The 21,040-nt window shown below is 69.4% G+C and carries 23 protein-coding genes; 10 read left to right on the top strand and 13 right to left on the bottom strand.

Annotation, left to right across the window (positions count from 1 at the left end):
* Nucleotides 1-41 precede the first annotated feature (41 nt).
* From OK349_RS00250 to OK349_RS00235, 4 genes are read right to left on the bottom strand one after another with little or no spacing between them, the layout of a single operon-like run.
* Nucleotides 42-1,397 (bottom strand): FAD/NAD(P)-binding protein, encoded by a 1,356-nt coding sequence (locus tag OK349_RS00250; RefSeq protein WP_265115834.1) that lies wholly within the window; start codon nt 1,395-1,397, stop codon nt 42-44.
* A 19-nt stretch (nt 1,398-1,416) separates the two neighbouring features.
* Complete coding sequence (locus OK349_RS00245) at nt 1,417-1,683, bottom strand: DUF6356 family protein (protein WP_265115833.1); 267 nt, start codon at nt 1,681-1,683, stop codon at nt 1,417-1,419.
* A gap of 40 nt (nt 1,684-1,723) precedes the next feature.
* Entirely contained in the window at nt 1,724-2,416 is a 693-nt protein-coding gene (locus OK349_RS00240) for a UTRA domain-containing protein (protein WP_265115832.1), read from the bottom strand.
* A complete protein-coding gene (locus OK349_RS00235; protein ID WP_265115831.1) occupies nt 2,413-3,756 on the bottom strand; it encodes a formimidoylglutamate deiminase in 1,344 nt (447 codons plus the stop codon). Before OK349_RS00235 ends, OK349_RS00240 begins: the two co-directional genes overlap by 4 nt.
* Before the next feature lie 47 nt (nt 3,757-3,803).
* On the opposite strand from OK349_RS00235, the gene hutI reads away from it, so the two are divergent.
* The 4 genes from hutI (at nt 3,804) to hutU (ending at nt 9,220) form a co-directional block, all read left to right on the top strand.
* Entirely contained in the window at nt 3,804-5,000 is a 1,197-nt protein-coding gene (gene hutI, locus OK349_RS00230; protein ID WP_265115830.1) for an imidazolonepropionase, read from the top strand.
* Nucleotides 4,997-6,490: a histidine ammonia-lyase gene (gene hutH / locus OK349_RS00225; RefSeq protein WP_265115829.1), complete on the top strand. Its 1,494-nt coding sequence runs from the start codon at nt 4,997-4,999 to the stop codon at nt 6,488-6,490. The genes hutI and hutH overlap by 4 nt, the downstream gene beginning before the upstream one ends.
* A gap of 271 nt (nt 6,491-6,761) precedes the next feature.
* Entirely contained in the window at nt 6,762-7,556 is a 795-nt protein-coding gene (gene hutG / locus OK349_RS00220) for an N-formylglutamate deformylase (protein WP_265115828.1), read from the top strand.
* A gap of 8 nt (nt 7,557-7,564) precedes the next feature.
* A complete protein-coding gene (hutU, locus tag OK349_RS00215) occupies nt 7,565-9,220 on the top strand; it encodes a urocanate hydratase (protein WP_265118498.1) in 1,656 nt (551 codons plus the stop codon).
* Between the two features lie 6 nt (nt 9,221-9,226).
* Here hutU and OK349_RS00210 read toward each other — a convergent pair whose 3' ends face one another.
* The 5 genes from OK349_RS00210 to OK349_RS00190 form a co-directional block, all read right to left on the bottom strand.
* A complete protein-coding gene (locus OK349_RS00210) occupies nt 9,227-10,183 on the bottom strand; it encodes a bifunctional helix-turn-helix transcriptional regulator/GNAT family N-acetyltransferase (protein ID WP_265115827.1) in 957 nt (318 codons plus the stop codon).
* An 84-nt stretch (nt 10,184-10,267) separates the two neighbouring features.
* Complete coding sequence (locus tag OK349_RS00205; RefSeq protein WP_265115826.1) at nt 10,268-10,657, bottom strand: MerC domain-containing protein; 390 nt, start codon at nt 10,655-10,657, stop codon at nt 10,268-10,270.
* Nucleotides 10,658-10,919: 262 nt separating this feature from the next.
* Nucleotides 10,920-11,792, bottom strand: a complete 873-nt coding sequence (locus OK349_RS00200) for a type II secretion system minor pseudopilin (protein WP_265115825.1) — start codon at nt 11,790-11,792, stop codon at nt 10,920-10,922.
* Nucleotides 11,792-12,328: a type II secretion system protein GspJ gene (locus tag OK349_RS00195; protein WP_265115824.1), complete on the bottom strand. Its 537-nt coding sequence runs from the start codon at nt 12,326-12,328 to the stop codon at nt 11,792-11,794. The genes OK349_RS00200 and OK349_RS00195 overlap by 1 nt, the downstream gene beginning before the upstream one ends.
* Nucleotides 12,325-13,305: a penicillin-binding protein activator gene (locus OK349_RS00190; RefSeq protein ID WP_265115823.1), complete on the bottom strand. Its 981-nt coding sequence runs from the start codon at nt 13,303-13,305 to the stop codon at nt 12,325-12,327. The genes OK349_RS00195 and OK349_RS00190 overlap by 4 nt, the downstream gene beginning before the upstream one ends.
* Before the next feature lie 122 nt (nt 13,306-13,427).
* Between OK349_RS00190 and OK349_RS00185 the strand changes: the two genes are divergently transcribed.
* Together OK349_RS00185 and OK349_RS00180 are read left to right on the top strand one after the other, a co-directional pair.
* Complete coding sequence (locus OK349_RS00185) at nt 13,428-14,087, top strand: type II secretion system protein N (protein ID WP_265115822.1); 660 nt, start codon at nt 13,428-13,430, stop codon at nt 14,085-14,087.
* Nucleotides 14,088-14,097: 10 nt separating this feature from the next.
* Entirely contained in the window at nt 14,098-14,406 is a 309-nt protein-coding gene (locus tag OK349_RS00180) for a DUF1905 domain-containing protein (protein ID WP_265115821.1), read from the top strand.
* On the opposite strand, the gene OK349_RS00175 is transcribed toward OK349_RS00180, so the two are convergent.
* From OK349_RS00175 to gspL, 4 genes are all read right to left on the bottom strand, one after another.
* Nucleotides 14,403-15,626, bottom strand: coding sequence for a type II secretion system F family protein (locus tag OK349_RS00175; RefSeq protein ID WP_265115820.1), 1,224 nt, complete (start codon nt 15,624-15,626; stop codon nt 14,403-14,405). The genes OK349_RS00180 and OK349_RS00175 overlap by 4 nt on opposite strands.
* Nucleotides 15,627-15,794: 168 nt before the next feature.
* Complete coding sequence (locus tag OK349_RS00170; protein WP_265115819.1) at nt 15,795-17,267, bottom strand: GspE/PulE family protein; 1,473 nt, start codon at nt 17,265-17,267, stop codon at nt 15,795-15,797.
* Nucleotides 17,264-17,770, bottom strand: a complete 507-nt coding sequence (locus OK349_RS00165) for a type II secretion system protein M (protein WP_265115818.1) — start codon at nt 17,768-17,770, stop codon at nt 17,264-17,266. The genes OK349_RS00170 and OK349_RS00165 overlap by 4 nt, the downstream gene beginning before the upstream one ends.
* The gene (gene gspL / locus OK349_RS00160) at nt 17,767-18,855 is read right to left on the bottom strand and encodes a type II secretion system protein GspL (protein ID WP_265115817.1); all 1,089 of its coding nucleotides are present in this window, start codon (nt 18,853-18,855) and stop codon (nt 17,767-17,769) included. Before gspL ends, OK349_RS00165 begins: the two co-directional genes overlap by 4 nt.
* Before the next feature lie 81 nt (nt 18,856-18,936).
* On the opposite strand from gspL, the gene gspG reads away from it, so the two are divergent.
* The 4 genes from gspG to OK349_RS00140 are packed head-to-tail and all read left to right on the top strand — an operon-like array spanning nt 18,937 to nt 21,036.
* Nucleotides 18,937-19,416, top strand: a complete 480-nt coding sequence (gene gspG, locus OK349_RS00155; protein WP_265115816.1) for a type II secretion system major pseudopilin GspG — start codon at nt 18,937-18,939, stop codon at nt 19,414-19,416.
* A 5-nt stretch (nt 19,417-19,421) separates the two neighbouring features.
* Complete coding sequence (locus OK349_RS00150) at nt 19,422-19,892, top strand: prepilin-type N-terminal cleavage/methylation domain-containing protein (RefSeq protein WP_265115815.1); 471 nt, start codon at nt 19,422-19,424, stop codon at nt 19,890-19,892.
* Nucleotides 19,889-20,245 carry a type II secretion system minor pseudopilin GspI gene (gene gspI / locus OK349_RS00145; RefSeq protein ID WP_265115814.1) on the top strand — a complete coding sequence of 119 codons (357 nt, stop codon included), beginning with the start codon at nt 19,889-19,891 and terminating at the stop codon, nt 20,243-20,245. Before OK349_RS00150 ends, gspI begins: the two co-directional genes overlap by 4 nt.
* On the top strand, nt 20,242-21,036 hold the full coding sequence (locus OK349_RS00140; RefSeq protein ID WP_265115813.1) for a type II secretion system protein N: 795 nt from the start codon (nt 20,242-20,244) through the stop codon (nt 21,034-21,036). The genes gspI and OK349_RS00140 overlap by 4 nt, the downstream gene beginning before the upstream one ends.
* The last annotated feature ends 4 nt before the right edge of the window (nt 21,037-21,040 follow it).

Genomic DNA, 21,040 nt, shown 5'->3' with positions numbered 1-21,040 from the left:
TCAATCCACCCCCTGGCGGGGGAGGATTGGGGGGCGAATCGCTACAGCCCCTCGCCGCCCACCCAGTGGGCGTTCGACAGGCGCCGCGCGACGTCCCAGGTCTGGCGCCGGATATCGGGCACCGCGACGATCTCCCAGAACGCGCCGCGCGTCATCGGCCCCAGCGCATAGAGCCGCTCGCTCGGCCGCCCGTTCGCGCCGATCACCTGTCCCACGCCGTTGACGTCGATCCCCAGGTTCGCCGCATCGGGCCGGATCGTCCCGCGCTCGCGCAATGCGACCAGCAGTGGATCGATGGTGCGATTGAGGTCGCCCAGTGGCCCGGTACAGTTGATCACCCGCCGCACCTTCATCGTCTCAGGCGCGTCACCTCCGCGCGGCCGCCAGGTCATAGTCACCCCACGATTCTCGGGCGCGAACGCGATCGTTTTGCCCGCCAGCACGTGCAGCTGCCCGCGATCCTGCATCGCCGCCAGCCGGTCGGCCACCTCGGGCGCCAGCCGGTGGCGGTGCACGTCCCACCATGGCCGCAGATGCCGCAGGAACCGCGCGCGCTCGGCCTCGCTGGCATTGGCCCACATCGGCTGGGTGAAGGGGCGCAGCTCGTCCACCGCGTTGCGCCAGCCGATCGCCTCGGCCCGCGCGCGCAACTGGCGCACCAGCCCCGATGCGATCGTCGCCGGCCGCTCCTCGATCCGCGCCCAGTCGCTGGTCCGATCATGCCGCCGCGGCAACAACCCGCGCCGCGACAGCGCGACGATCCGCCCGGAAAATCCCCGCGCCTCGAGCATCAGCGCGACGTCGACCATGGTCAGCCCGGTGCCGATCACCAGCACGGTGTCTCCCGCGCCTAGCCCTTCCGCCACGTCCGCCGCCCAGGGATCGCCCTTGTAGAGATCGTCCGGCAGCGCGCCGTCGGTCAGCCCCGGCGGATCGTGCGGCGGCAAATTGCCCACCGCGAGCACCGCCGCATCGGCCGCGATCGTCTCCCCGTTATCCAGCGCCAGCGTGACCCCGTTACGGGTGGTGGTCGCATCCACCACCTCGCCATAGCGCACCGTCAGCCGGCCTCCGCTATTGGCGAGCGCCGCGTCGAGCATCTCGCGCAGATATTCGCCGTACGTGACGCGCGACGCGAATGCGCTCGCCGCGTCCTTGATGCCGCGCGCCTCCAGCCAGCGCGCGAAATGCCCCGGATCGTCGGGCAGCGCGCTCATATTGCCCGCGCGCACGTTGAGCACATGGCTCGGATGGGCGGCGCCATAGGCCAGCCCCTCGCCCGCGCGGCTGCCACGCTCGATCAGCGTGGCGCGCGGCCCTTCGTGGCGGAGCAGGTTGATCGCCTGGAGCGTGCCCGAAAAGCCCGCGCCGACGATCGCGACATGTTCGACCGGCATTGGTCCCCCCGATTCCGGCTTAGATCTCGTATTCCATCTGCCATGCGGGCTCGGTGAACGCCGGGGGCTTCTCGGCAAAGGCCGGCTGGCGCGCCTTCATCCGGCCGTAGAGCGACTTCACCGTGTCGCTCGCCGTGCGCACGAACAGCGCCGGGATCACGCCATGGACGATGCAGGCCAGCCCGCCCACCACCATGCGCGCACCAAACCCCGTTGCGGTCGCGAAATGCTCGCCATAGCTCTCGCCCACCTCGCGCGGGTGCTTCAGGAAGACCTTGTCGAACATGCGCACTCCTTGGTTTCAACCGATACTTTAGCCGATCCCGTCACCCTCTGGGGGTGAAATCTTCGACCAGCTGATAGTGATCCGCCGGAAACACCTGCCGCGCGGATGTGACGGGCTCCTTGCCACGCCACGTCCAGCGCTCGATCTGCAGGCACGGCGCACCCGCCGCAATACGCAGATGCCGCGCCGCGACCGGTTCCGCGCCTACCGCGCCGATCCGGTGCCGCGCATCGGTCCAGGGGACATTGGCGAGCAGCCAGGCGCCTGGCGCGGTCGCGGCGAAATCGGCATCCTGGGCGCCCGGCGCCACCGCTAGGTCGAGCCAGCGCTCCTCCCAGCCGAACGGCGTCTTGCCGGCATGGTGGATGCCCGACAGCGCCAGCCAGCAGCCCCCGGCGCGCGCCGGAAAGCCTTCGGGCGCGCGGCGCTGCAGCTCGACCGTCAGCAGCTCCCAGCGATAAGGTTCACCCCGCGCCTCGATCAGTGCGCCGATATCGGGCACACCGACCACGGCCGTCCGGATCTGCGGCCGCGCCACGAAGCTCCCCGCGCGCCGCTTGCGCTCGATCAGCCCCTCGCGTGCCAGCCGGCTCAACGCCTTGTTCGCGGTCGCGCGCGCGCAGCGATAGGCTTCGACCAGCTCATGCTCGGTCGGCACGCGCACCCCCGGCGCCCATTCGCCCGAGCGGATACGTGATTCGATGTCGCCGCGGATTCGCGCCTCGACGCTCACGCCAACAGCCTCGCCAGCGCGGTGCGATAACGCGCCTCGATCGTGTCGCGTTGCCGGTGGCGTCCGCCCGCCACCTGCTTGACGCCACCGCGCCACACGCAGTCGACCGCGCGATGGCTGACGAACACCCAGCTGTCGATCAGTGCATCGCCACCGCGCTCGGCGAACGCCGGTTCGTCGCGATCGAGCGAGACGATGTCCGCCGGACGTCCGGCCGCCAATCCCGTCTCCACACCCAGCGACCGCCCACCGCCCTTTACTGCTGCTTCGAACAGCCGCGCACCCGTCGCGGGCCGCTCCTCGCCGGCCAGCACGTTGCGCGCGCGCCGCGTCAGCCGCTGCCCATATTCCAGCAGCCGCAATTCCTCTGCCGCGTCGATCCGCACGTTCGAATCGCTCCCCACCCCGATCATGCCGCCCTGTGCCATGAACTCGGCCGCGGGAAACAGGCCGTCGCCCAGATTGGCCTCGGTGATCGGGCACAGGCCTGCGACCGCGCCGCTGGCGGCGATCCCCGCCACCTCGTCCGGCTCGACATGCGTCGCGTGCACCAGCGTCCAGCGCGCATCGACTGGCATCTCGTCGAGCAGCCAGCGCACTGGCCGACGCCCGCTCCAGGCGAGGCAGTCGGCGACCTCCTTCACCTGCTCGGCGATATGGATATGCACCGGCCCGCCCTCCGCCACCGGCAACAGCTCGCGAAGCGCCTCGGGCGTCACCGCGCGCAGGCTATGCGGCGCGATCCCGATCACCCCGTCTTTCGCCAACTTCACACTCGCCCGCTCGACCAGCTCGGCAAAGCCATCGACGTCATTCAGGAACCCCGCCTGCGCCTTCCCCGCCGGCTGCCCGCCGAAGCCGCCATGCGCATAGAAGACCGGCAGCAGCGTCAGCCCGATCCCCGCTGTCTCCGCCGCCGCCGCGATCCGGCCCGACATCTCGGCGACGTCATCGTAACGCGACCCGTCCGGCGCATGATGGAGGTAATGAAACTCTCCGACCCGCGTGAACCCAGCCTCGAGCATCTCGGCATAGGCCAGCGCGGCGACCGCCTCACACTCCTCCGGCCCGATCCGCCCCACGAAGCGGTACATCAGCTCGCGCCACGACCAGAAATCGTCGTCCGCTCGCCCGCGCGCTTCGGTCAGCCCCGCCATCGCGCGCTGGAAGGCGTGGCTGTGCAAATTGGGCAGCCCCGGCAGCGCCACGAAATGCCGTTCGTCACCTGCCGCTGGATCGACCCCGGCCTCGATCGCCTCGACCCGCCCGCCCGCCAGGCGAAGCCGCACCCGATCGGCCCAGCCATCTTCCAGCAATGCGGATTCGAACCACAAGTCCATCCGATTATGTCTAGACATAATCGACGCCATGTCCAACCATAAGGCGCATGGCGACTCCCGCGGACAAGCTCTGGCGCAACGCCCGTCTCGCGACGATGACGGGCGGCGGCCCGGGCATTGTTGAGCGCGGCGCGATCACCGCCACGGGCGACGCGATCACCTATGCCGGCCCCGAAATAGACGCACCCGACGCCGCCGAGATCATCGACTGCGAGGGCCGCTGGATCACCCCCGGGCTGATCGACTGCCACACCCATCTGATCCACGCCGGCAACCGCGCCAAGGAGTTCGAGGCCCGCCTCGAAGGCGCCACGTACGAGGAGATCGCCCGCGCCGGCGGCGGCATCCTCTCCACCGTCACCGCCACCCGCGCCGCGAGCGAAGACGAATTGGTGGCCTCCGCTCTCCCCCGCCTCGACCAGCTCATTTCCGAGGGCGTCACCACCGTCGAGATCAAGTCCGGCTACGGCCTCACCCTCGACGACGAGCTCAAGATGCTCCGCGCCGCGCACCAGCTCGGCTGGAGTGGGCGCGGCATCAACATATTCAGGACGCTTCTGGCCGCCCACGCCGTTCCACCTGAGTTCAAGGGGAACGCGGACGCCTATGTCGATCTGATCTGCGATCAGATGATCCCGGCTGCCCGGCATGAAGCCCATGCCGTGGACGCTTATTGCGAGGGAATTGGGTTCTCCGCCGAACAAGTCGATCGCATCTTCACGACGGCGAAAGCGCATGGCCTTCGCGTCAAACTCCACGCCGAACAACTCTCCAACCTCCACGGCGCTGCCCTCGCCGCGCGCCACGGTGCTCTCTCCGCAGACCATCTGGAATATCTGGACGACGCGGGGATCGCCGCCATGGCGGCGGCTGGCACCGTCGCCACCCTCCTCCCCGGCGCCTTCTATTTCACGCGAGAAACCCGCCTGCCGCCTGTCGCTGCACTTCGCGCGGCGGGCGTGCCGATCGCCATCGCCACCGACTGCAACCCCGGCACCTCGCCAATGGCGTCCATTCTGCTGGCGATGAACATGGGCGCGACCCTCTTCCGGCTGACGGTGGAAGAGTGTTTGCGCGGCGTCACATGCAACGCTGCGAAGGCGCTGGCGATGGATCGTTTCGTCGGCACCCTCGAGCCCGGCAAATCCGCCGACCTCGCCATCTGGAACGTCACCGACCTCGCCGAGCTGGTCTACCGCATCGGCGCCAACCCCCTTCACGCCCGGATCCACGCAGGCCAATGATCACCCCCGGCAACACCCCGCTCGCCAGCTGGAACGCCATCTATCGTGGCGAGCCCGCGCCGCTCGATCCGTCGTGCCACGACAAGGTCCAGGCCAGCGCCGACGCCGTCCAAGCCATTCTCGCCCGCCACGAGCCGGTCTACGGCATCAACACCGGCTTCGGGAAACTCGCCTCGGTCAGGATCGGCGACGAAGACCTCGAAACCCTCCAGCGCAACATCGTCCTCAGCCACGCCGCCGGCGTCGGCGACCCGATGCCCGCCCCGGTCGTCCGCCTGATGATTGCATTGAAGCTCGCCAGCCTCGCCCAGGGTCATAGCGGCGTGAAGCCGGCGACGATCGCGATGCTTCAGGACATGCTCGATCGCGGCATCACCCCGCTGATCCCGTCGCAGGGCTCGGTCGGCGCGAGCGGCGACCTCGCCCCGCTCGCGCATCTCGCCGCGGCGATGATCGGCACCGGCGACGTCCTCATCGACGGCATCGCTCGCCCCGCACGCCAGATGCTCGGCACCCTTACCCTCGGCCCCAAGGAAGGTCTCGCCCTCCTCAACGGCACGCAGTTCAGCACCGCCTACGCCCTCGCCGCCCTGTTCGAGACCGAACGCCTGTTCCGCGCCGCGCTGGTCACCGGCGCCCTCTCGACCGAGGCCGCCAAAGGCTCCGACACCCCCTTCGACCCGCGCATCCACGCCGCGCGCGGCCATCGCGGCCAAATCGAAGTGGCAGACGCCCTCGCCGGCCTGATGGCAAACTCGGAAATCCGCGCCTCGCACCGCGAGGGCGACGAGCGCGTGCAGGACCCCTATTGCCTGCGCTGCCAGCCCCAGGTGATGGGCGCCTGCCTCGACCTGATCCGCCAGGCCGCCGCCACGCTCGCGATCGAGGCCAACGGCGTCACCGACAACCCGCTGATCTTCACGGATACGGGTGAAGCCCTCTCCGGCGGCAATTTCCACGCCGAGCCCGTCGCCTTCGCCGCCGACATGCTCGCGCTCGCCATCTGCGAGATCGGCAGCCTCGCCGAGCGCCGCATCGCGATGCTGGTCGATCCCGCGCTGTCCGGCCTCCCCGCCTTCCTCACCCCGCGCCCCGGGCTCAACTCCGGCTTCATGATCCCCCAGGTAACCGCCGCCGCTTTGGTCAGCGAGAACAAGCAGCGCGCCTACCCCGCCAGCGTCGATTCGATCCCCACCTCGGCCAATCAGGAAGACCATGTCTCGATGGCCGCGCACGGTGCGCGTCGCCTGCTCGACATGACCGCCAACCTCGCCCACATCCTCGGCATCGAATATCTCGCGGCCGCGCAGGGCTGCGACTTCCACGCCCCGCTCACCTCGAGCGAACCGCTCGAAGCCGCCCGTGCGCTGCTCCGCGAGCAGGTCCCCCATCTCGAGGACGACCGCCACTTCGCCCCCGACATGGCCGCCGCCACCGCGCTAGTCGCCAGCGGCGCGCTCGGTGAGGGATTGCCGGGGGTGGGGGCATGAGCAAGTTGGTTCACGCGATGGCGCGATGGCGCGAAGAAGGTGGGTTCGCGCAGAGACGCGGAGACGCAGAGAGGGCGACTTGCCGCGTCAGCGGCTCTCGTCGCTCCAATGCTTGTCCTTGCCGCAACCGCGCGAGCAATCTGGCGCTTCGCGCCAAAGATCACCGCCTCCGCGTCTCCGCGTCTCTGCGCGAACCCACCTTCTTCCTTATTCTTAGCGCCTTCGCGCCTTCGCGAGAACCAACTCTCAGCGTGAAGCGGAGCGCAGCACGATGATCCGCGTCGAACAGGGCGCCGCCCCGCTCATCGTCAGCATCCCCCATGCCGGCACCGACATCCCCGAAGGCATCTTCGGCCTCGTTTCCCCCGAACTCGCCCGGCACGACGCCGATCTCTACGTCGACCATCTCTACACCTTCGCGCGCGAGCTCGACGCCACCATCGTCCGCACCACCATCTCGCGCACCGTGATCGACGTGAACCGCGACCCCAGCGGCCACACCCTCTATCCCGGCCAGTTCACCACCGGCCTGTGCCCGATCCAGACCTTCGACGGCTTGTCCCTCTACGAGCCCGGCGCGCTCCCCGACGCGCACGAGATCGAACGTCGCCGCGTCGAGTGGTTCGATCCCTACCATCTCGCCCTCGCGCTCCAGATCGAGCGGCTGCGCGCGCTGCACCCCACGATCGTGCTCTACGACGCCCATTCGATCCGCAGCGTCGTCCCCAAGCTGTTCGACGGCGAGCTGCCCAACTTCAACATCGGCACCAATGACGGCACCTCCTGCGCGCCCGCGCTCACCGCCGCCGTCGAGCAAATCTGCGACGCCAGCCCGCACAGCCGCGTCACCAACGGCCGCTTCAAGGGCGGCTGGATCACCCGCCACTACGCCCGGCCGGACGAAGGGGTGCACACGATCCAGATGGAGCTGGCGATGCGCACCTACCTGATCGAGACCCCGGAAGACTGGCCACCGCCCTGGCACGACGAGACCGCGGCAGGCTGTCAGGCCATCCTCCGCCCCGTCCTCACCGCCTGCATCGATTTCGCGAAAGCCCCAGAATGACTAGCGCCATGACCCGCACCGACAACAGCCGCCGCATCAAGGCTCCGACCGGTACCGACCTGTCCGCAAAGAGCTGGCTCACCGAAGCCCCGCTGCGCATGCTGATGAACAATCTCGACGCGGACGTCGCCGAGGCACCCGAGTCGCTCGTCGTCTATGGCGGCATCGGCCGCGCCGCGCGCGACTGGGAAAGCTATGACCGCATCGTCGAAGCACTGCGCAAGCTCGACGCCGACCAGACTCTGCTCGTGCAATCCGGCAAGCCCGTCGGCGTGTTCCGCACGCACCCCGATGCCCCGCGCGTCCTCATCGCCAACTCCAACCTCGTCCCCCATTGGGCGACCTGGGAGCATTTCCACGAGCTCGATCGCAAGGGGCTGGCGATGTACGGCCAGATGACCGCCGGATCGTGGATCTATATCGGCACCCAAGGCATCGTTCAGGGCACCTACGAAACCTTCGTCGAGGCCGGCCGCCAGCATTATGGCGGCGACCTGTCGGGCAAATGGATCCTCACCGCCGGCCTCGGCGGCATGGGCGGCGCCCAGCCGCTCGCCGCGACCATGGCGGGCGCTTCGTGCCTCGCAGTCGAGTGCCAGCCGAGCCGAATCGAGATGCGCCTGCGCACCCGCTACCTCGATCGCGCTGCGAACAATATCGACGAAGCACTTGAAATCATTCGAACCAGCGACAAGCCCGTCTCGGTCGGCCTGCTCGGCAACGCCGCCGAAGTGCTGCCCGAGCTCGTCCGCCGCGGCGTCCGCCCGGACATCGTCACCGACCAGACCAGCGCGCACGATCCGGTCAACGGCTACCTCCCCGCCGGCTGGACGCTCGACGAGTGGTTCACCAAACGCGAGACCGCTCCGCACGAGGTCGAGAAGGCGGCGCGTAGCTCGATGGCCACCCATGTCCGCGCGATGCTCGCCTTCCACGAAGCCGGCATCCCCACCCTCGATTACGGCAACAACATCCGCCAGGTCGCCAAGGACGAGGGCGTCGACAACGCCTTCGCCTTCCCCGGCTTCGTTCCTGCCTATATTCGCCCGCTGTTCTGCCGCGGCATCGGCCCGTTCCGCTGGGCCGCGCTCTCGGGCAATCCGGAGGATATCTGGAAGACCGACGCCAAGGTGAAGCAGCTCCTTCCGGACAACCACCACCTCCACAACTGGCTCGACATGGCGCGCGAGCGCATCGCCTTCCAGGGCCTGCCCGCGCGCATCTGCTGGGTCGGCCTGGGCGACCGCCACCGCCTCGCGCTCGCCTTCAACGCGATGGTCGCCTCAGGCGAGCTCGAGGCCCCGATCGTGATCGGCCGCGACCATCTCGACAGCGGCTCGGTCGCCAGCCCCAATCGCGAGACCGAGGCGATGATGGACGGCAGCGACGCGGTGTCCGACTGGCCCCTACTCAACGCCCTGCTCAACACCGCATCGGGCGCCACCTGGGTCTCGCTCCACCACGGCGGGGGCGTCGGCATGGGCTATTCGCAGCATTCGGGCATGGTCATCGTCGCCGACGGCACCCCCGAAGCCGCCCGGCGACTTGAGCGGGTGCTGTGGAACGATCCCGCTACCGGCGTGATGCGGCATGCGGATGCCGGCTACGAGATCGCGCGGGACTGCGCGAAGGAGATGGGGCTCGACCTGCCGGGGATTTTGTAAGCCCGCTCAGCCTCGATCCGGGCGATAGCGCATCGCGACATTGCATCGGGCATAAAGCGCGCCATACCTGGCCATGATCTCCGCATCATGCTGAAAGCCGAGCTTCTCGTACAGGTGGATGGCCGCGGCGCATTTGGCGTTGGTGAGAAGATAGAGCGGGTCCGCGTTCAACGACATGGCGCGATCGATCACGGCCGAAAGCAGGAACTCGCCAGCCTTCAGCCCGCGGGCGGACTCGCGCACCCCCATCTTGGTGAGCTCGTAGCTGTTGGCGCCGGTTTTCAGCAGCGCGCAGGTGCCGACGATGCCCAGCCCCTTCGCCTCGACGAACAGGATGACCCCGCCGGGCTCGATGATTTTCGCGCGGGGATTTTCGAGCACTTCGCGATCGATGGACTCAAGGCGAAACATCGCGTTGATCCATTCGGCATTGATGTCGTGAAAATGCGGCGCCAGATCGTCGCTATATTCCCGGATCGTCAGAATTTCCGGTCTGGCGCGGCTCGCCAGAAGGTCGATCGGCGTCGCCTCGAGCGCAGCCTCCAACTCCGTGATCTGGTCGACGAAGGAATCCGCCCTGCCCCCGAACAACGCATGGACCGCCTCTTCCACCTGTGGCCACACATATAATTTGGCCCGCGCCAACACGGCGGTTCCGGCGGGGGTGAGCGATATCGTCCGCTGCCGCTGATCCTCACCCAGATCGGACTGGGCGAGGCCAAGTTCCACCAGTTGGCCGACCGAGCGCGTCACGCCGGGCTGGCTGACCCCCACCGCCTGCACCAGCTGGCCGATCGTCATTGCCTGACCGTCGAGCGCGGCAAGGAACGCCATGTGCGACGGCTGCACCGGCAGGCCGGCATCCGCCGTGATCCGCGCCGCGCCCGCCTGCATCCGCTCTCCCAACCGCTTGAGGCGGCTTCCCAGAAAGACGGCTCCCATCTGCTGCATTAAATCCGTCATGTCGCAACTCCGATAACATGGTATATAACGCGATATATAACCGCGCAAACCAAGTCAATCGAGCGAGCTGACCGGATGCACTTGCTAGGTCGGGCGGGCGGCCCGGCTGGCGCGCCGCCGCCAGTTCGCCACATGCGCTCCTGCCAGCAGCAGGCTTCCCGCCACGGTCACCCCTGTCTCAACCGCAACCCATTGCTCGAACGCCAGCCCGAGTGCCATCAGCGTCAGCCCCACACCGCCCACGAACAGCGGCGTCAGTCCACGATGCTTTCGCCAGCCCTCGATCAACGCGAACGCGCTCGTCGGGATCGCGAACAGCAGCACGGCGAGGTGAAACCCCTCCCCCGGATCGATCCGGTTTGCGATGGCCGGCAACGCTGCGATCAGCAGCGGCAGGCCCAGGCAATGCACCAGGCACAGCGCCGAGGCGCTCACCGCAAATCCGTCGAACCACTTGCCGATCTTCGCCCGCATCACGTCGCTCCAACTGCACGCGATGCAGATGATACACTATATCATTCATTGCAAGGGGCAAGCGCCTTGCAATGTTGGATTTCGCCTGCTCGAATTCGGCCCGGCGGCGTTATCCGCCCGGCTATTTGAAACCGTCGATCCCGTTGCTTGACACCGCGCGTGACAACCCGCCGATTCTGTCAACTTCCCCTCCATGGGGTGTCAACTTCGCCGGGCGCCCGCCTCATGCGTGCGTGGGCGACCATCGCGACGTTCCGCGCCGTCAGCCGCCCAGCACCGGCGCCTCGGGCGGCACCGCGGCGTTGCGCCAGCGCGCCACCGGCAGCACCTCGATCTTGCCGTCCTCCTCGACCTTGCGCTGGATCAGCGTCGCGCCGTCCTGCGCCGTCCCGCCGATCGTCGCCCGCACCCGCACCCAGAAGGTGTTCGACTGGAAGCTCGTCCCCGGCGGCTGGCTCACCTTCTGGTCGGACAGGTCGCGCAGCGTGATCTGCCCGTTGCGCTTGCGGATCGCGACCAGCCGCTCGGCGATCACCGGATCGTCGAACAGGATCGCGAGCAACTCCTGATCGGCGGCGTTCAGGTTGATCTGCGTGTTGCCGGGCAGCGCGGTCACCATCCGCTCGAGCCGCGCGATCGCGCCCTGATCGACGCCGGGCAGCAGCCGGATCGGCCGCACATCGGTCACCGGCCCCTGGCCGCGGACATAGGCGATCGCCTCGGTCATCTGCGCCTCATCGAGCCCGGCAATCGCCGCCAGCTTCTGGAACAGCAGCACCGGCGCCACCTCGCCGCTGCGCAGCGAATTGACGTTGAACCGGCCCTCGGCGTCACTCACCGCCAGGTCGAAGCTGCCCCCGTCGATCGCCGCGCCCTTCGCCCCGATCGACGCCCACTCCTCGCCCGCATGATCAACATCGGGTGCCTCCCGCGCATCGCGCCGCAGCGCGCTGATCGCCGAGAGCTCGCCGCCGCGCACGATCGCCGCCGCCCGCGCCGCCTCGCGGCCTCTGAGCGACCGGTCGAGCGCCAGCTCCTCGCGGCTGATCATCAGCAGCACCAGCCCGCTCGCGATCGCGACGAACATCAGCACGTTGACCAGGATCATGCCCTGCTCGTCGTCACGGCGGCGCATCACTTGTCTCTCGGCTGGTCGGGCAGCATCACCACCCGGCGCAGCAGACCTTGCGGCCCCTGCACCCCGGCGATCTGCATCTCGATCGAAACCGCGCGCGGCCATTCGGCCTTGCGTTTCTCGCTCGGCGGCCAGCGATCGATCCAGGCATTGCCGTCGCGGAACCGCCACCGCGTCTCCGCCACGCCTTGCAGCAGCATCTGCGGCTGCGGCGCCGAGCGCACCAGCACGCCCTCCGCCGCGCCATAGCGCACCGGCACCGGCGGCCCGCCCATGCCGCCCGCGATCCGGGTGAAGGCAATGCCGCTCCCGCCGCCCGAAACTTCGCCGCGGGTGATCTGGTCGAGGTCGCTCTGGATCACGAACATCGCGCGCTGCAGGTCGGCCAGCCGCGAGAGCCGCGTGTCGGTCCGCCCCTGGACGTTGAGCACGCTGTCGAGCAGCCCCAGCCCCGCCACCGCAATCAGCGCGAACAGCCCGAGCGAGATGATCAGCTCGAGCAGCGTGAACCCGCCCTCGTCAGGGCGCGGCGTCATGCCCCCAGGCTCACCGCGACCGGCTCGTACCCCGTCGGCCCGGCGAGCAGAATCGCCAGCTCGCGCGCCACGCTGCCGTCGCTGCGGAAGCGGGCGTTGCCGGTGACGCAGGGATAGCTGGTCTCGCGGAGCAATGCCGCCTGGCTGATCTCGCCCTTGTTGCGCAGTATCTTGACGATCCCGCCCGCGTCATAGGCCAGCGCGGCCAGCGCCCCCGGATCGCCGCCGTGGCGCGAGCGGAACTCCCCGGCGAAGCGCCCGAATGCTGCAGGATCGGGGCTCGCGAGCCACGCGCCGTTCAGCACCTCCAGCGACGCCGGGCGATGATCCAACGCCTGCACCGTGCCGAGCAGCTGGATGCCCGTCTCCTTGAGGTTGCGCGCCGCCGCCAGCACCGCCTCGCCGCTCCCGGGCAGCAGCACCGCGTCGGGCGCGTCGCCGGCCACCGGCAAAGGCTGGTCCGCGGTCACCGTCAGCACGCGCACGTCGATCCCGATCTCGCCCTGCACCTTGCCCGCCGCCAGCGCCGCCGCGGCGCCCCAGGGCGAGGCATCGTCGATCACCACGACGCTCTTGATGCCGCGCGAACGGGCATAGCGCAGGATCGCGCTGGTCACCTGGCTGGGCGTGATGCCGAACACCCAGCTGCCCGGCGCGCGCACCACCGCGTTGTTGCTGAACGCCACCACCGGCACGCGCCCTGCCACCTCGCGAGCCACTGCGGTCGCTTCCTCGGCGGTCACCGGCCCCAGGATCATCGCCGCCTTGGCCTTGAGCGCATTGCGCGCCGCCAGCGCCGCCCCCGCCGCGGTCCCGCCGGTGTCGTAAGCGGTGATCTCCGGCCCAGAATCCGCGAGCAACGCCGCCTGCCGCATGCTAAGGCCCAGCGCGGCGCGCGGCCCCGAAAGCGGCAGCAGCATCGCCACTTGCCGCTTGTCGCGCTTGGGCTTCTTGTCCTGCACGGCAGCGGCGAACACGGAGGGACTCGCAAGCAATGCCGGCGGCAGCAACAGGCCTGATTTCAACAAGTCGCGGCGGTGAAACGCCGGTGTCCGGATTGGCGTCTTGGTCGGCACGGCGGCGTCTTACCGTCTTCGTCGTGCTGGGCATAGCGGCTTATGCGCTGGCGATGCTCGCGACGATGCCCGCCAGTGTGTTCCTCAAGAACCGCCCATGGCGCACCGGCGTCGCCGGCACAGTGTGGAACGGCGAGGTCGGAGTCGCCGGGGGCAGCAAGTTCGAATGGGACTGGGCGCCGCTGCGTTCGCTCACCAGCCTCGCCTTCACCGCCGACTGGAAGGCGACCGGCCCCGACACCGACATGGGCGGCCGCGGGCTGATGCGCTTCGGCCGCACCGTGCTCGACGATGTGAGCGGCAGCGCGCACAGCTCGATCCTCCAGGGGCTCCAGCCCAATTTGCCCTTCACCTGCGATCTGGTGATGCAGCTCGAATTCGCGAAGATCGCGATCGGCGGCGGCGATCAGGCGATCGACGGCAAGCTCACCACCGATCCCGGCACCTGCACCCCCAAGGGCGGCGGCGCGCCGGTCGCTGTGCCTTCGCTGCTGCTCACCGCCGAGAAGATCGGCACCGCCACCCGCATCCGCATCGCGCCCGCCGCGCAGCGCCGCCAGACGCTGGTCGACGCGACGCTCAGCGAAGACGGCCGGCTCAGCGTCCGCATGACCGCCGACGGCGCGCGCATCCTCCCCTTCACCGGCATGCCCGCCGGCGCGACCGTCGAAGGGATGATGTGACGCGGCGCGCATGACCGCTCCGCTGATCGACATTCGCTTCGACGGCATCGCCGTCGAATGGCGCGGCCCCGCCCCCCATGTCTTCGTGGCGATTCCCGACGAGCAGGTCGGCGAAGTCCGCTGGGCCGCCCGCGAAGCGAGCTATGGCTGGGGTTGCGTGCCGGTCGAGGCCGAGGTGCGCGGCGAGCACTTCACGACTTCGCTGTTCCCGCGCGGCGGCGGCTATCTGCTACCGCTCAAGGTCGCGGTGCGCGTCGCGACCGGCATCGGCGTGGGCGACACCGTCGCCGTGCGCATGCGCGTGATGCGCCCGGACTAGAGCTGCACCAGGTCGTTCAAGTTGATGATCGGCAACAGGATTGCCAGCACCATCATCAGCACGATCCCGCCCATCAGCAGCAGCACCAGCGGCTCGACCAGCGCCACCATCGCACTGGTCACCGCATCGAGTTCGCGGTCGAGCTCGTCCGCCGCGCGGCTCAGCGCCGGGCCGAGCTGTCCGCTCGCCTCGCCCGAGGCGACGATCGCGGTCAGCATCAACGGGAACACCCCCGCCTCGGTCATCGCCGCACGCAGGCTGATTCCCTCGCGCACCCGCGCCGCGACGTGCAGCGCGCGTGTCCGCACCCAGCGATTGGGCGTCACCGCCGCCGCGGCGTGCAGCGCCTCGACCAGCGGCACCGCGCTCGACACCAGGGTCGCGAGACTCCCGGCGAAGCGCGCGGCATTGTGCTGGCGGCTGAACCGGCGGAACGGCCAGCGCTCGGTGAAGGCGCGGTGCACCTTAAGCCGGTTGGCGGGGTTCGCCACCCAGCGGCCATAGATCACGAATCCCACCAGCGCGGCGAGCAGGATGTACAGGCCCCAGGCCTGCAGGAAGCCGGAGATCGCGATCAGCATCCGCGTCAGCAGCGGCAGATCGGTCCCGCGCGAGACGAACACCTTGACGATGTCGGGGATGACATAGACCAGCAACAGCACGATCACGCCGAGCGACACGGTCGCCAGCAGCCCTGGATAGAGCAAAGCCAGTTGCAGCTTCTGGCTGTTCGCCTGCCGGTTCTCGACGAAATGCGCGAGATGCTCGAGCACCTGGGTCAGCTTGCCCGACGATTCTCCCGCCGCAACCGAGGCGCGGTAGAATTCGGGAAAGGTCTTGGGGTGCGTCCCCAGCGCATTGGCGAAGCTGCGCCCGTCGAGAATCGCCGCGCGTACCTCGAGCAGGATGGACGACACGCGCTGCGCCTCCGACTGGCTCGCCGCCAGCCGCAGCGATTCCTCGACCGGGATGTCCGATCCGACCAATGTCGCGATCTGCCGGGTCGCTGTCGCCAGCTCGCGCGCGCTCATGCCCGTCCGGCCAAGGCCCGGCAGCCTGATGCTCCCGATCGAGCGCCGCTCGACCGCCGCGTCGACCGCCAGCGGCAGCAACCCCTGCTCGCGCAGCATCGCGCGCGCAGCGGCGGCGCTGGTCGCCTCGATCCGCCCCTTCTTCTCGGCGCCGCCCTGGTCGGCGGCACGATAAGCAAAGGCGGGCATCCTATTCCTCCCCCAGCTTGCTGGGGGAGGGAGACCGCCGCGAAGCGGTGGTGGAGGGGCCGGCCGCAGGCCGGGGACCTAGCGGCGAACGATACGGCGCTGCGCGCCGCCCCTCCGTCATCGCTTCGCGATGCCACCTCCCCCGGAGGGGGAGGAATTGGGAAGCACTCACGCTTCTTCCCTCACGACCCGCGCGACTTCCTCGACCGTGGTCACCCCGGCACGCACCTTGGCCACGCCGTCGTCGAGCAGGCTCGGGCTCTCGCGCCGGGCATGCGCCTCGATCTCCGCCTCCGACGCGCCGTCATGGATCATCGCCTGGAAGCGCTCGTCGACCGCCACCACCTCGTAGAGGCCGGCACGTCCGCGATAGCCGTCGCCATGGCAGTCATCGCATCCCGCCGCGCGCCACACCGGCTCGCCTGCCTTCAGCGCCCCGCCGAGCAGCATCGCATCGCCCTCGCTCGCCACATCCTCGCGGCGGCAGCTCGGGCACAGCCGCCGCACCAGCCGCTGCGCCGCAAGGCCCACCAGCATCGGCGCGAGCAGATAGCGCTCGACTCCCATGTCGATCAGTCGAGTCACCGATCCGACCGCGCTGTTGGTGTGCAGCGTCGAGAGCACGAAATGTCCGGTCATCGCCGATCGCACCGCGACCTCGGCGGTCTCCTGGTCGCGGATTTCGCCGACCATGATGACGTCGGGATCCTGGCGCAGGATCGCCCGCAGCCCGCGGGCGAAGGTCATCCCGGTGCGCGTGTTGACCTGGGTCTGGCCGATCCCCGGAAGCTCGTACTCGATGGGATCTTCCACCGTCATGATGTTGCGCTTGCGGTCGTTCAGGCGCTGGAGCGCGGCATAGAGGCTGGTCGTCTTGCCCGATCCGGTCGGCCCGGTGACCAGCAGCATGCCATGCGGCCGTTCGAGCAGCCGCGAGAACACCTCACGGTCGCGCGCGCTCATGCCGAGCGCTTCCATGTCGAGCTTGAGCGAGCCCTTCTCGAGCAGACGCATCACCACCCGCTCGCCATGTTGGGTGGGCAAGGTCGAGACGCGCGCGTCGACATCATGCCCGCCGATGCGCAGCGTCACCCGGCCGTCCTGCGGCACGCGCTTCTCGGCGATGTCGAGCTTGGCCATGACCTTGATGCGGCTGATCAGCAGCGGCGCCAGCGCGCGCTGCGGCTCCAGCTTGTCACGCAGCACGCCATCGATGCGGAAGCGCACCACGACGCGCTTCTCCTGCGTCTCGACATGCACGTCCGACGCGCCTTCCTTGACCGCTTCGAGCAGCAGCGCGTTGATCAGGCGGATGACCGGCGAATCGTCGCGCGTGTCGAGCAGGTCGTCGACCGCCGCTGCGCTGTCGGCGAGTGCCGCGAGGTCCATGCCGCCAAGGTCGAATTCGGCCGCGGCCGCGCCGCTTCCCGAATAGCTCGCCGCCAGCGCCTGGTCGAACACGGCGTCTTCGACCGCCACAAATCGCGCCGAAGGGGCGATTCGCTGCACTTCGAGAAGCGCATCGAGCGCGGCATCGGGCCGATGCACGCATTCGAGTCCGCCTGCCCCCGCGCGCAGCACCACGCCCGCGCGGCGCGCATAGCTGTAGGGCAGCGTCACCGGCTCGATCACTTCGCTCATTGCGCGAACTCGACGGTCGCGCTCACCCGCCCGGCCGCGCCGCCCTTGCGCAGCTCGACCCGGCGCGCGCGCAGCGGCGTGGTGCGCTCGACGTCGGCGATCCAGCCGACCACCGCCTCATAAGGCGCCTCGGCGACCTGCGCGGTCAGCCCGGCGCCGCCCGGCGCGACGTTCGCCGTGATCCCCGCATCGCCAGCAGCCGCTTGGGCGGCTTCAGCTGGAGTACCTGAGCGCTGTTGCGGCCGCGCGCCCTGCGGGGTCAGCACCCCCGCCGCGCGCACCCGCGCGGTCAGCGTCTCATAGGTGCGGATATCGGCCAGCGCCTCAGCACGCGCCGCCTGCAGCGGCTTGACGATGCCGAACACCAGCACCAGCGCGGCGAGGATCGCGCCCAGCGCGCCCACCATCCAGCGTTCGCGCGAGCTGAGCCCGCTCCACCACTGGCTGAGCCTCGCCCCCCAGGCATCGAGCGTCGGGCTGCGCGTGATGCGAACCCCGCTCATGCGCGCACCGTCAGACGCACCGCGCCGTCCGCGCCCGCCGCCACGTCGGCGCTGACCCCGGCCGCGCGCATCGCATCGCGGATGCGGCCGGCAAGCCCGGGCTCGCCCGGCTCGATCTCCATCACCAATGCATTCCCCTCGAACCGCATCGAACGCGCCGTCACTGCGCTCGACAGCGGCGCGAGCGCGTTCGAGGTGCGCGTGACCAGCGGCACGAACCGGCTGCCGGCCACCCCAGGGGGCGGCAGCATGTCCGTCACGCTGGCCTGCAGATCCTCGCCGAGATTCGCGCCCGGCGCGGCCTGTGCCACCACCGCACGCGTATCGTCCGCTCGACGTTCCGCGATCACGCGCAGCATCACCGCATCGGCCGCGGCGATCATCGTATGGGCCGCGATTCCCGCCGCGGCGATCCAGCCCAGCCGCTTGAGCCAGCCGCTCCCGCCCGCCGCGCGCCGCGCATAGACACCCTGCCGCAAGTCGACCGCGGGCCTAGCCAACCGCTCGGCCAATCCACCGCCGCCCGCCGGGCGCGGCTCCTGCGGCAGCTCGCCAACCGGCACCGATCCGGCATTCCAGATGCGCGGCCGGCCAGCCGCTTCCCAGGCCTGCCCCACCAGCGCCGAAGATATCGCAAAACCAGTCCCGTCCCCGCTGCGTACCAGCACGCGGCCGTCACCCGCCTCGGCGGTCCAGCCCTCGTCGGGCACGGGCAGTGCCAGTGCGTCGGGCACCATCGCGGCATGCGCCAGCCCCTCGGCCTCCGCGATCTCGACCCATTCACGCATCCGCGCGTGCCGGACCACCGCCACCAGATAGCGTTTCGGCGCGATCTCGCTGCCCAGCGCGATGTGCACCGCGTCGATCGGATCGGCGATCCGATCCTCGATCGCGAAGGGCAAGGCCGCCACGCGCTTGGCGTGCGTGCCGAGCGGAAGGTCGACCACCAGGAGCAGCACCGATTCGCTCGGCACCAGCAAGGTTGCAGGACCGTCCGGCTCGGCTATGATCGGCCGCCCGCCCGACAGCGTCCACACGCCGCCGGCGCGAGGCTCCGCGGGGTCCGAAATGGGTTGGCCGGTCATGGTTCCGGGTGCTCCGCGGGATGCTCTGGTTGTAACATTGCTTTCACGGGAAGGACGCATGGGGCCGCGATGCGCATAGTTTTGAAACAGTTCCATGACACCGTGGCAGTCTCGGCCTCGAAGGGCAAGCGCCGCCGCCCCGTCCCGCACAGCGAAGCCGGGCTCACTTTGCTCGAGATGATCGTCGTCCTCGTCATCATCGCGATCGTCGCGGGCCTCGTTACCATGAACGTCGTCGGCCGACCCGACCAGGCCCGCGTCACCACCACCAAGACCAATCTCGCGAGCCTGTCGAGCGCGCTCAAGATGTACCGTCTCGACAACGGCCAGTATCCGACCACCGAGCAGGGCCTCAAGGCGCTCGCCGAGAAGCCGGTCACGCCGCCCGTTCCCGCCGCATGGCCCGAAGGGGGCTATGTCTCGGAGAATCCGGTCGACGCCTGGGGCAATCCGTACGTCTATTCCTCGGCCGGCAGCGGCTTCGAGCTCAAGTCGCTCGGCAAGGACGGCCGGCCCGGCGGCGAGGGGCTCGACGCCGATCTCGACGCGAAGGGCGGATAACGACCGTGCGGGGGGAGAGGATCAGCAACGCCGAGCGCGGCATGACGCTCATCGAGATGCTGATCGTGCTCGTCATCATCGGCATCGCCGCGGGCGGCATCGCGCTTGGCGTCGGCGCCGCGACTCGCGCACCTTCGGTCGAGACCGAAGCGCGCCGCCTCGCGCTCCGCCTCCAGGCCGCGGCCGACGACGCGATGATCGGCGACCGTATCCTCGCCTTCACCGCCGAGCGCCATGGCTACGGGTTCGCCGCGATCGGCCGTGACGGATCGATGAAGCCGCTCGGCGACGCGCTGGCGCCGCACACGCTGCCTGCCGGCATCACGGTCACGATCGACGTCCAGCCGCCCTTGCTGCTCGGCGTCGACGGCGGCGGCAAGCCGATGAGCGCGCTGGTCGAGAACGGCGCGGACAAGTGGCTGGTGCGCTATGACGGCATGACCGCCACCGCCACGAAAGTGGAAGCCGCGTCGTGAAGGGCGAACAGGGTTTCTCGCTGATCGAGGCGCTGGTCGCGCTCGCGGTGCTCGCCATCGCCACGGTCGGCCTGGTTCGCGCGACCGAAAGCCACATCGATTCGACTCGCGCGATGGAGCGCCGCGCCGCTGCGATGTGGGTGGCCGAGAACCGCCTCGCCGAGATCCAGCTCGCCGACCCCGCAGCCAACACGCGGGAAACCGAGCTGCTCGGCCAGCAATGGCGCGTCCAGATCGCACGCACGCGCACCGACGACGGGGCCATCGATAAGGTCCGCATCCAGGTATTCGCGAAGGGCGAGCGGACTCCGCTTGCATCGCTCGACGGCTTCGTCGAGGGCAGCCGCGCATGATCCGCTTGCCCGATCTCTCGCCGCGTCAGGCGCGCACCGCGCTCGACATCGCGACCGCGGCGGTCGTGGTTTCGGTCGCCATCGCGCTCGCCGGCCTTACCTGGCGGATCGCGGGCCATGCCAGCACCGGCGCGGTCACCGTGCCCTCGGGCGCTCGGCCGGTGGCGCAGCCCGCCGACGTCACCGCCGCACTCGCCTTCGCGCCGTTCGGCAAGGGCGCGATCACCGACGCCTCGCAGGCCACCGCACTCCCGCTCAAGCTGCGCGGCGTGTTCGCCGCCTCCCCCGCCGACCTGTCGGTCGCCTATATCGAGGTGGGCGGCGAGCCTGCGAAGCCGTTCCGCATCGGCGAGGCGCCGGGCGGCGGCACGATCGAGGGTATCCTGCGCGATCGCGTGCTGCTGCGCGTCAATGGCCGCATCGAATTCCTCGCGTTCCCCGATCCAACGCTGACCGCCGACCAGCAGGCAGCCGCCGCGGCCCAGCCCGCGCCACAACAGACCCAGGCGGCCCAGCCGCCCGCCTCGGCCGCGCAGCTTTCGCCGAATGCCGTGGCGCTCTCCTCGGCGTTGGTCTCCGGCCTGACCCCCGTTCCTGGAGGCGTGCAGATTGGCGCCGGCGCTCCCCCGGGGCTTCAGCAAGGCGACGTCATCACCTCCGTCAACGGTCGGGCGATCAACACCCAGGGCCAGGCCGCTAATGCCCTCGCCGCCGCGCAGTCGCTCGGCTCCGTCCAGATCCAGATCACTCGCGATGGAAAGCCCGTGACGCTGACCGTCCCGACCCGCTAGGTAT

This window comes from Sphingomonas sp. BT-65 (genome assembly GCF_026107375.2).
Taxonomy (GTDB): Bacteria; Pseudomonadota; Alphaproteobacteria; order Sphingomonadales; family Sphingomonadaceae; genus Sphingomonas.
The sequence above is the reverse complement of the archived record's forward strand: the minus strand, read 5'-3'. Positions and strand labels throughout refer to the sequence as shown.

Excerpts from the sequence above, each read along its gene's own strand:
- OK349_RS00250 (WP_265115834.1), bottom strand. The coding sequence starts at position 1,397 with ATGCCGGTCGAACATGTCGCGATCGTCGGCGCGGGCTTTTCGGGCACG.
- OK349_RS00245 (WP_265115833.1), bottom strand. The coding sequence starts at position 1,683 with ATGTTCGACAAGGTCTTCCTGAAGCACCCGCGCGAGGTGGGCGAGAGC.
- OK349_RS00235 (WP_265115831.1), bottom strand. The coding sequence starts at position 3,756 with ATGGACTTGTGGTTCGAATCCGCATTGCTGGAAGATGGCTGGGCCGAT.
- hutI (WP_265115830.1), top strand. The coding sequence starts at position 3,804 with ATGGCGACTCCCGCGGACAAGCTCTGGCGCAACGCCCGTCTCGCGACG.
- hutH (WP_265115829.1), top strand. The coding sequence starts at position 4,997 with ATGATCACCCCCGGCAACACCCCGCTCGCCAGCTGGAACGCCATCTAT.
- hutG (WP_265115828.1), top strand. The coding sequence starts at position 6,762 with ATGATCCGCGTCGAACAGGGCGCCGCCCCGCTCATCGTCAGCATCCCC.
- hutU (WP_265118498.1), top strand. The coding sequence starts at position 7,565 with ATGACCCGCACCGACAACAGCCGCCGCATCAAGGCTCCGACCGGTACC.
- OK349_RS00210 (WP_265115827.1), bottom strand. The coding sequence starts at position 10,183 with ATGACGGATTTAATGCAGCAGATGGGAGCCGTCTTTCTGGGAAGCCGC.
- OK349_RS00205 (WP_265115826.1), bottom strand. The coding sequence starts at position 10,657 with ATGCGGGCGAAGATCGGCAAGTGGTTCGACGGATTTGCGGTGAGCGCC.
- OK349_RS00200 (WP_265115825.1), bottom strand. The coding sequence starts at position 11,792 with ATGCGCCGCCGTGACGACGAGCAGGGCATGATCCTGGTCAACGTGCTG.
- OK349_RS00195 (WP_265115824.1), bottom strand. The coding sequence starts at position 12,328 with ATGACGCCGCGCCCTGACGAGGGCGGGTTCACGCTGCTCGAGCTGATC.
- OK349_RS00180 (WP_265115821.1), top strand. The coding sequence starts at position 14,098 with ATGACCGCTCCGCTGATCGACATTCGCTTCGACGGCATCGCCGTCGAA.
- OK349_RS00175 (WP_265115820.1), bottom strand. The coding sequence starts at position 15,626 with ATGCCCGCCTTTGCTTATCGTGCCGCCGACCAGGGCGGCGCCGAGAAG.
- OK349_RS00170 (WP_265115819.1), bottom strand. The coding sequence starts at position 17,267 with ATGAGCGAAGTGATCGAGCCGGTGACGCTGCCCTACAGCTATGCGCGC.
- OK349_RS00165 (WP_265115818.1), bottom strand. The coding sequence starts at position 17,770 with ATGAGCGGGGTTCGCATCACGCGCAGCCCGACGCTCGATGCCTGGGGG.
- gspL (WP_265115817.1), bottom strand. The coding sequence starts at position 18,855 with ATGACCGGCCAACCCATTTCGGACCCCGCGGAGCCTCGCGCCGGCGGC.
- OK349_RS00140 (WP_265115813.1), top strand. The coding sequence starts at position 20,242 with ATGATCCGCTTGCCCGATCTCTCGCCGCGTCAGGCGCGCACCGCGCTC.